The sequence below is a fragment of the Comamonas sediminis genome (genome assembly GCF_041107495.1).
In the GTDB taxonomy this organism is placed as follows: Bacteria; Pseudomonadota; Gammaproteobacteria; order Burkholderiales; family Burkholderiaceae_C; genus Comamonas; species Comamonas sediminis.
In genome coordinates, this window is sequence record NZ_JBGBDC010000010.1 from 245,866 (window position 1) to 253,868 (window position 8,003).

At 64.6% G+C, this 8,003-nt stretch carries 7 protein-coding genes; 4 read left to right on the forward strand and 3 right to left on the reverse strand.

What is annotated here, in order from left to right; translation table 11 throughout:
• Nucleotides 1–2: 2 nt before the first annotated feature.
• Genes AB7A72_RS21475 through AB7A72_RS21485 form a run of 3 tightly spaced genes read right to left on the reverse strand, consistent with a single transcriptional unit; the run spans nucleotide 3 to nucleotide 4,033 of the window.
• The gene (locus tag AB7A72_RS21475) at nucleotides 3–2,087 is read right to left on the reverse strand and encodes a transglutaminase TgpA family protein (RefSeq protein ID WP_369461099.1); all 2,085 of its coding nucleotides are present in this window, start codon (nucleotides 2,085–2,087) and stop codon (nucleotides 3–5) included.
• A gap of 10 nt (nucleotides 2,088–2,097) precedes the next feature.
• A complete protein-coding gene (locus AB7A72_RS21480) occupies nucleotides 2,098–3,111 on the reverse strand; it encodes a DUF58 domain-containing protein (RefSeq protein WP_369461100.1) in 1,014 nt (337 codons plus the stop codon).
• Nucleotide 3,112: 1 nt separating this feature from the next.
• Nucleotides 3,113–4,033, reverse strand: a complete 921-nt coding sequence (locus AB7A72_RS21485; RefSeq protein WP_239808955.1) for an AAA family ATPase — start codon at nucleotides 4,031–4,033, stop codon at nucleotides 3,113–3,115.
• Between the two features lie 43 nt (nucleotides 4,034–4,076).
• Here AB7A72_RS21485 and AB7A72_RS21490 point away from each other — a divergent pair, with 43 nt between their 5' ends.
• From AB7A72_RS21490 to AB7A72_RS21505, 4 genes are all read left to right on the forward strand, one after another.
• Nucleotides 4,077–5,030, forward strand: a complete 954-nt coding sequence (locus AB7A72_RS21490; protein WP_239808954.1) for a histone deacetylase family protein — start codon at nucleotides 4,077–4,079, stop codon at nucleotides 5,028–5,030.
• Between the two features lie 21 nt (nucleotides 5,031–5,051).
• Complete coding sequence (locus AB7A72_RS21495) at nucleotides 5,052–5,831, forward strand: enoyl-CoA hydratase (RefSeq protein ID WP_369461101.1); 780 nt, start codon at nucleotides 5,052–5,054, stop codon at nucleotides 5,829–5,831.
• 136 nt (nucleotides 5,832–5,967) lie between these two features.
• Nucleotides 5,968–7,242 (forward strand): mechanosensitive ion channel family protein, encoded by a 1,275-nt coding sequence (locus tag AB7A72_RS21500; RefSeq protein WP_369461102.1) that lies wholly within the window; start codon nucleotides 5,968–5,970, stop codon nucleotides 7,240–7,242.
• Nucleotides 7,243–7,443: 201 nt separating this feature from the next.
• On the forward strand, nucleotides 7,444–8,003 hold a 560-nt coding region (locus tag AB7A72_RS21505; RefSeq protein ID WP_369461103.1), incomplete at its 3' end, for an electron transfer flavoprotein subunit beta/FixA family protein.

The window sequence follows — 8,003 nt, forward strand, 5'->3', positions numbered from 1 at the left end:
TTTTATACCTTGTTTGCCCGGGCCCGCAGGCGGGACCAGGGCAGAAGTCGTAATTGTTTGCGAAGCGCCGCCAGCTCGGCCTTGGGTGCAGGCTGGCCGGTCGCATGTGCATAGCGCTGCCGCTCCATGGCCTTGAGCCATTGGCCAAACGCAGGGGCCAGCTCGGGCGCCTGGGCGTGCACCAAGCGTGCCAGCGCGCGGGGCGTAGCGGCGCTGCCTTGTGCGGCCTCTGGCACACCGGCCTGGCGCAGGCGTTTGCGCGCCTCGCCCAGCAGCGCAAGCCAGGGGTCCACGCGCCTGCGCTGGTACTGCAGGGCCAGCACGACGATCATCGCCGCCGCCAGTACCAGGCCACCCAGAATGCGCACCAGGTCCATCCAGTTGGGGCTGGACAGGCCCAGCTTGCTGAGCATGTCCATCTGCTCGCGCTGGGTGTAGTTCAGCACCCACTGGTTCCAGCTGTTGTTGACGGCTTCCCAGACCGCGCGCATGCGCTGCAACCCATTGATGGTGGCGGCATTGCTGACGCTGATGCCCATGAAGTTGGGCGTGTTCAGGCGTTGTGCGGCGCCGATGCGGCCGGGGCTGACCGAGCCCGTCGGGTCAAAGCGCACCCAGCCTTGTTCCTCGCCCAGCCACACCTCCGCCCAGGCATGGGCATCGGCCTGGCGCACCGTCCAGTAGCCGTCCACGCTGTTGGCTTCGCCCCCCTGGTAGCCGGTCACAATGCGCGCCGGCACGCCGGCACTGCGCAGCGCAATCACAAAGGCGGCCGAAATATGCTCGCAAAAGCCTTGTTTGCGGTCAAACCAGAACTCGTCAGCTGCCTGGCCGGTGTAGACGCCGGGATCCAAGGTGTAGGTATAGCCGCCACTGCGCAGCTGCTGCTGCAGGCGCTGCACCAGTTGCGCGCTGCGGTCCGGGCGCTCGCCGATCTCGGCCACCAGCTGCGCCACCCAGGCCTGGGTGCGCGGGTTGCTGTTGGCCGGCAGCCGGCGGTTGAAGGCCAGCTCGCGGTTGCCGGCCTGCATGCCAAACCGGTAGCGCGTGTGGCTTTCGACCGCAATGCGGGTCACCTCGGTAATGGGACGGTTGCTGAGCCATTGCAGATCGCCGGTGCTGTAGGCACGGCCGCGTGGCAGCACCGGCGCGCTGCCGGTCAGGTCCAAAGTCAGCAACCATGGCTTGTGGTGGGGCTCCAGGGTCAGCTCGTAGCGCAGCGCCTCGCCTTCGGTGCGGATGTCGGCAAACATCCGGTCGTCCGGCGTGCGAAAGCTGGGTGTGGCGCGCCAGGTGCTGCCGTCGAAGTCGGACAGCACCGGCCCGCGCCAGTAGAGCTGGTTGGCGGGGGGCGGCCGGTTTTGCGGCGTGTCGAACTTGACGCGGAACGCGATGCCTTCGTCCTGGGCCAGCGATGCCACCGAGCCGACCGTCATCTCATCGGACAGACCGGTCTTTGCTGCCGGGTTCTGCGGCACGCCCCACAGCGGCGCCATGCGGGGAAAGAAGACAAACAGCGCCAACGTCAGCGGCGCGCCAATGGCCACCATCTTCAGCGACAGGACGGCGGCGAACTTCAGCGAGGGTTGCCCCACCGGCATATGCGCATGGACCAGCGCGGTGAGCAAGCCCACCAGACCGATCGCAATGGCCAGCGCGGTCAGCAGCGACTGCGAATGCAGAAAGTTGGCGATCAGCGCAAAAAAACCCAGAAAGAAGATGACCATCGCATCGCGCTTGGCGCGCAGCTCCATGGTCTTGAGCGTCAGCAGCATGCTGACCAGGGTGACGCCGGCATCGGCCCCCAGGATGGTGCGGTAGCTGAGCAGGGTCAGCCCGACCACCAGCACCAGCAAGGCCAGCAGCTGCCAGCGGCCCGGCATGGGCTTTTGCAGCAGTGCAATGCGGCCGCGCCAGGCGAGCAGCGCGTAAGCCAGAGCGGAGGCCCACAGTGGCAAGGTGGCGGTGAGCGGCAGCAGTATCCAGCCGACGACGGCCAGCAAAAACAAGGTATCGCGTGCCTCGCGTGGCAGGCGGGACCAGCGGCTGGCGCCTGCAGACGGGGCAGGGTGGAAAGCAGAGGGCATCGTGTTGTTCCTAGGCCAGTGCCAGTGCGCGCAGGCAGGCCTGGCGGTGCTCGGCCCCGCTGTCGGCCGCCTGATCTGCGTGGCCGCTGCCCAGGCGCAACCCGTAGCGCAGCCCTTGCTGGTCGGCCATCACTACCCAGGCCGTCAGCCGCGAAAGCTGGGCTTCCCGCTCTGCCAGGCCGCATTGCTGGGCATCGAGCCACACATCCTGCTGCGCCTGGTGCTGGTTGTCGCGCACGACAAAATGGCCGCTGCCGGTGGCCAGCGATGTGGCCGCCTTCTTCCAGACCACCAGCTTGAGCGGGTCGCCGCGGCGGTAGCTGCGCACCCCGTCGAATTCGCCACTGCTGGCCCGCAGGCTGGCGCTGCTGCCGGCGCCGGCATCGGCCAGGCCCAGCGGCAGCGGGGGTGGGTTGGTCTCGGGGCAGGGGTAGACCAGGGCTTTTTCGGTGGTGCGGAAAACGGTCCACATGCGAAAGACACCGAGCGGAAAACGGGTCTCGACCAGCACCGCAGGCAGGCTGTGGTAGCCGCGCCGCTCGGCGGGCGTGCTCAGCTGCATCGGGGTGGTTGCCTGCGCCGGAGCATCGCTCTGGCTCAGTTCCAGACCCTGGTACTGGCGTATGCCAAGCGCATAGCGGGCGCGGCGGCTGGGGTTGTGCAGCCGAAGGTCCAGGCGCAGCGCCTGTCCGGCAAACTGTGCCTCGGGCGCGTGCAGCTCCAGCTGCAGCCCCAGCAGATTGCGGTAGCCAATGCCCACGGACACCAGTGCGGCGCCGGTCAGCATGAAGGTCAGCAAAAATCCCAGATTGAGCTGGAAATTGATGCTGGTCACCAGCAGCACCAGCAAGGTGAGCGCCAGCATCCAGCCGGCGCGGGTGGGCAGCAGGTAGAGGTTGCGGCGGCTGACCGCATGGCTGCTGGCGCTGGGCAAATGGGCCAGCCACCACTGGCGCATGCGCTGGCGCAGCCGCTGAAGAGGGCTGTTGCGGGGCTGCCCTGAGGCCGCAGAAGGCGGGTTCACGCTACTGCAGCGCCACGCTGTCCATCATCGCGCGCACCTGCTCGACGGCACTGCGCCCCGATGTGCTGATCGGCACCAGCCGGTGCGCCGTCGTCTGCGGCAGGATGGCCTGCACATCATCGGGCGCCACATAGTCGCGGCCCTGGATCAGTGCTTGCGCCTTGGCCGCCCGGATGAGGCCAATGCCCGCGCGCGGTGACAGGCCCTGCACAAACCATTTGCCCGAGCGCGTGGCGGCGATCAGCGCCTGCACGTAGTGGATCAGCGCGTCGCTGGCGCGCACGCTGGTCACTTCCTGCTGCAGGAACTTCAGCTCCACCGCAGAGGTGAGCGCTGGCAACTGGTTGGCGATATCGCGGTGGCCTTGCCCGGCCAGCAGCTGGAACTCGGCCGCCTGGTCGGGGTAGCCCAGCGAGATGCGCATCAGGAAGCGGTCGAGCTGGCTCTCGGGCAGGGCATAGGTGCCCAGCTGGTCGAGCGGGTTCTGGGTGGCGATGACGAAGAAAGGCTGGGGCAGCGGGCGCGTCGCGCCCTCGACCGTCACCTGCTTTTCCTCCATCGCCTCCAGCAACGCGCTTTGCGTCTTGGGGCTGGCGCGGTTGATCTCATCGGCCAGCAAAACCTGGGTGAACACGGGGCCGGGATGAAACACAAAAGCCTGCTGCTCGCGCTCATAGACCGACACGCCGGTCAAGTCGCTGGGCATCAGGTCTGCAGTGAATTGCACCCGTGCAAACTGCAGGCCCAAGGTGCGGGCCAGCGCATGCGAAAGTGTGGTCTTACCCACGCCGGGCACGTCTTCAATCAGCAGATGTCCTCCCGCCAGCAAACAAGTCAGGCAATGCTGAACCTGCGCCGGTTTCCCCACAATCACCGTGTTAAGCTGAGTCAATAATTTTTGTATGGTGTGCTGTGTCTGCATCCCATCACAATAAACGACAAAGGCAGTTAAGGAGACGAAAACTGTGTCCAAGACAGGTTATTTCAGCCACCGTGACTGTTGGCTGCACGACATGGGGCCTGCCCACCCGGAATGCGCTGCGCGCCTGGATGCGATTGAAGACCGCCTGCTGATTACCGGTGTGGGTGACGCATTGGAGCGGCGCGATGCGCCCAAGGCCAGCATGTCCGATCTGGAGCTGGGCCATGAGCGCCTGCATATCGCGTCGATACGCGGTTTGTCTGAAATGGCGGCGGACAACCAGGCCATTGGTGGCCCGGAAACCCTGATGCTGGACACCGATACTGCCGTCAATGGCGCCACCTGGAATGCCGCGCTGCGGGCCTGTGGCGCTGCGCTGGCGGCCACCGATGCCGTGATCAGCGGCGAGATGGAAAACGCCTTCTGCGCCGTGCGTCCCCCGGGCCACCATGCCACGCGCAAGCAGGCCATGGGCTTTTGTTTTTTCAACAACGTCGCGGTGGCGGCCAAATACGCGCTGATGCGCCACCAGCTCAAGCGCGTAGCGATAGTCGATTTTGATGTGCACCATGGCAATGGCACCGAAGACATCTGCGCGGGCGACCCGCACATTCTGATGGTGGGCATTTTTCAGCACCCGTTCTACCCGCATTCGGGCGACAAGGACCCGGCGGCCAATATGCTCAATGTGCCGGTGCCGGCCTATACCAAGGGCATGGACATCCGCGAGATTGTGGAGACCTACTGGATTCCACGTCTTGAGGAATTCAAGCCGGAGATGGTCTTCATCAGCGCAGGCTTTGACGCCCACCGCGAAGACGACATGGGCCAGCTGGGCATGGTCGAGGCCGACTACGCCTGGATCACCCACCGCGTGAAAGACATTGCGCGGCGCTTCAGCAAGGGCCGCATCGTCTCCTGCCTGGAGGGCGGCTATGTGATGGCGCCGCTCGCAGCCAGCGTAGAAGCCCATATTCGCGTGCTCGCCGATCTGTAAACACCTTCTGAGGACCTGGCAATGACGGACAGCAACTTGCTTGTGCAGACCCGCGATGCGCGCGGCGTGGTGACCTTGTGCATGAACGATGGGGCGCGCTTCAATGCGCTGGGTGATGAGATGCTCGCTGCGTTGCGCGCAGCGCTGGCCGCCATTGCGCAGGATGCATCGGTGCGCGTGATGGTGCTGGCCGCGCAGGGCCGGGCCTTTTGCGCCGGCCACAATCTAAAGGACATGGCAGCCCACCCCGACCGCGCCTGGTACCAGGACCTGTTCAACCGCTGCAGCCAGGTGATGATGGCGATCCAGAAGCTGCCGGTACCCGTCATTGCGCGGGTGCAGGGCATGGCGACGGCCGCCGGCTGCCAACTGGTGGCGCAATGTGATCTGGCCGTTGCCAGCAGCGAGGCCAGCTTTGCCACCAGCGGCATCCAGTACGGCCTGTTCTGCGCCACGCCCAGCGTGCCCTTGGTGCGCAACATGCCCATCAAGCAGGCGATGGAAATGCTGCTGACCGGTGAATTCATCAGCGCCGAGCAGGCGCTGGCCCAGGGCCTGGTCAACCGGGTGGCCGCGCCCGAGCAGCTCGATGCGGAGCTGGAAACGCTCGTCGCTGCCATCGTCAGCAAGCCCGCTGCCGCCGTGCGCATGGGCAAGGCCCTGGTCTACCAGCAGCGGGAGCTGGGTATGGAGGCTGCCTACCAGGTGGCCAGCCAGTGCATGGCCGCCAACATGATGGACGGCAATGCGCAGGAAGGCGCGCAGGCCTTTGCGCAAAAGCGCAAGCCGGTCTGGTCCTAGTCCCAGGCCACACCCAGCCGCGGGTCTGTGGACGTGTGCCGCTCCTACAAGCGGCACTGCAGCATCGGTGATACGGTACGGAACCAGCATATGCTTGCGCGTATGCTCTTTCTTTTGGACCCGATAAGGCTGGCGCATGGATATCTTTGATCGTTTGAGAGTGGACTTTGAGCAGTCCAGCACCTGGCAGGAGCTGGCGGTTTTGGTGATTTGCCTGGGCCTGGCCTGGCTCCTCAGCCGCAGCTTTTACCGCCACCGTGAGGAGGGCAAGCCCTCGGTATGGTTTGGCAAAACGGCCTGGGGCGGGGCGCTGTTCCCGCTGCTGGCACTGTTGCTGACCGCTGCTGCGCGCATGCTGGTGGAGCACTACCAACCGGTGTTTCTGCTGCGGCTGGCGGTGCAGATTCTGCTGTCGCTGGCGGTCATCCGCCTGGTCGCCCGGGTGCTGGCCAAGACCTTTCCCAACTCCACCGTGGTGCGCCTGATTGAGCGGATCTTCTCGTGGCTGGCCTGGGGCGTGGCGGTGCTGGGGATTCTGGGTGTGCTGCCGCAGGTGATGGCGCAACTCGACGCTGTGCAGTTCGCCTTTGGCAAGACGTCGATCTCGGTGCTGGAGCTGTTCCAGGGGGCGATATCGGTGGGCATGGTGATGCTGGTGGTACTGTGGATTTCGACCACCTTTGAGCAACGCGTGATCGACGACATGGTCAAGGACCTGTCGATGCGCAAGATGGCTGTCAATCTCACACGCATGCTGCTGATCACCATTGGCTTGCTGGTGGCGCTGTCCCTCGTCGGGGTCGATCTGACGGCGCTGTCGGTGCTGGGCGGTGCTTTCGGTGTCGGCCTGGGTTTTGGCATGCAGAAAATTGCCTCCAACTATGTCAGCGGTTTTTTGGTGCTGATCGAGCGGGCCTTGCGCATTGGCGACAACGTGCGCGTCGATGGCTTCGAAGGCCGCATCACCGACATCCGCACCCGCTACACCGTCATCCGCGCCTCCAACGGGCGCGAGTCGATTGTCCCCAATGAGACCTTGATCACACAGCGCGTGGAAAACCTCACCGATGCCGACCAGAAGTTCAACCTGACCACCCAGATCGTCGTCGGCGCCGACAGTGATGTCGCGCAGGTGCGCGAAGTGCTGACGCGTGCGGCCTTGGCCCAAGCGCGGGTGCTGGCCAAGCCCGAGCCCTCGGTGTTCCTGGTGAATTTCGCCCCTGACGGGCTGGAGTTCAGCCTGAGCTTTTTCATCAACGATCCGATGAACGGGCAGGCCAATGTGAAGTCAGCGGTCAATATCGCCGTGCTCGAGGGCCTGCGTGCGGCGAAGATCGAGATTCCGTTCCCGCAACGTGTTTTGCATATCCAGAACAATAGCGGCGGTGCAATACCTGCCAGCCAGGGCTGATGAACCGCCAACTTGTGCGGAAAATGGAGGCTGGTGCGCAGCGATGCGCCGATAATTGGTCGTTATGAGCCGCTTGGCTACAAAAAAGCACGGTCGTGCATTTTTGTGCGATGATGGCCTGATCCATGCCCATGGCTGCGTGGCAGCGCCCAAGCGCTGCCACTGGCGCAAACCTATTGAACAACTCAGGAGTCGAGGTTTATGAAAGTACTGGTACCCGTCAAACGCGTGGTGGACTACAACGTCAAGGTGCGCGTCAAGAGCGATGGCTCGGGTGTGGACATTGCGAATGTGAAGATGTCGATGAACCCCTTTGATGAAATCGCGGTGGAAGAGGCCGTGCGATTGAAGGAAAAGGGCGTCGTGACCGAGATCATCGCCGTCAGCTGCGGTGTGACCCAGTGCCAGGAGACCCTGCGCACGGCGATGGCCATTGGAGCCGACCGCGCGATCCTGGTCGAAACCGCCGAAGAGCTGCAGCCGCTGGCCGTTGCCAAGCTGCTGAAGGCGCTGGTCGACAAGGAGCAGCCCGGTCTCGTGATCTGCGGCAAGCAAGCGATTGACGACGATGCCAACCAGACCGGCCAGATGCTGGCCGCGCTGGGCGACCTGCCCCAGGCCACCTTCGCCTCCAAGATCGAACTCGCTGGCGACAAGGTGAGCGTGACGCGCGAAGTGGACGGGGGCCTGGAGACCCTGTCTCTGTCGCTGCCCGCCGTCATCACCACCGACCTGCGCCTGAACGAGCCGCGCTACGTCAC

Excerpts from the sequence above, each read along its gene's own strand:
- AB7A72_RS21475 (WP_369461099.1), bottom strand. The coding sequence starts at position 2,087 with ATGCCCTCTGCTTTCCACCCTGCCCCGTCTGCAGGCGCCAGCCGCTGG.
- AB7A72_RS21485 (WP_239808955.1), bottom strand. The coding sequence starts at position 4,033 with ATGCAGACACAGCACACCATACAAAAATTATTGACTCAGCTTAACACG.
- AB7A72_RS21495 (WP_369461101.1), top strand. The coding sequence starts at position 5,052 with ATGACGGACAGCAACTTGCTTGTGCAGACCCGCGATGCGCGCGGCGTG.
- AB7A72_RS21500 (WP_369461102.1), top strand. The coding sequence starts at position 5,968 with ATGGATATCTTTGATCGTTTGAGAGTGGACTTTGAGCAGTCCAGCACC.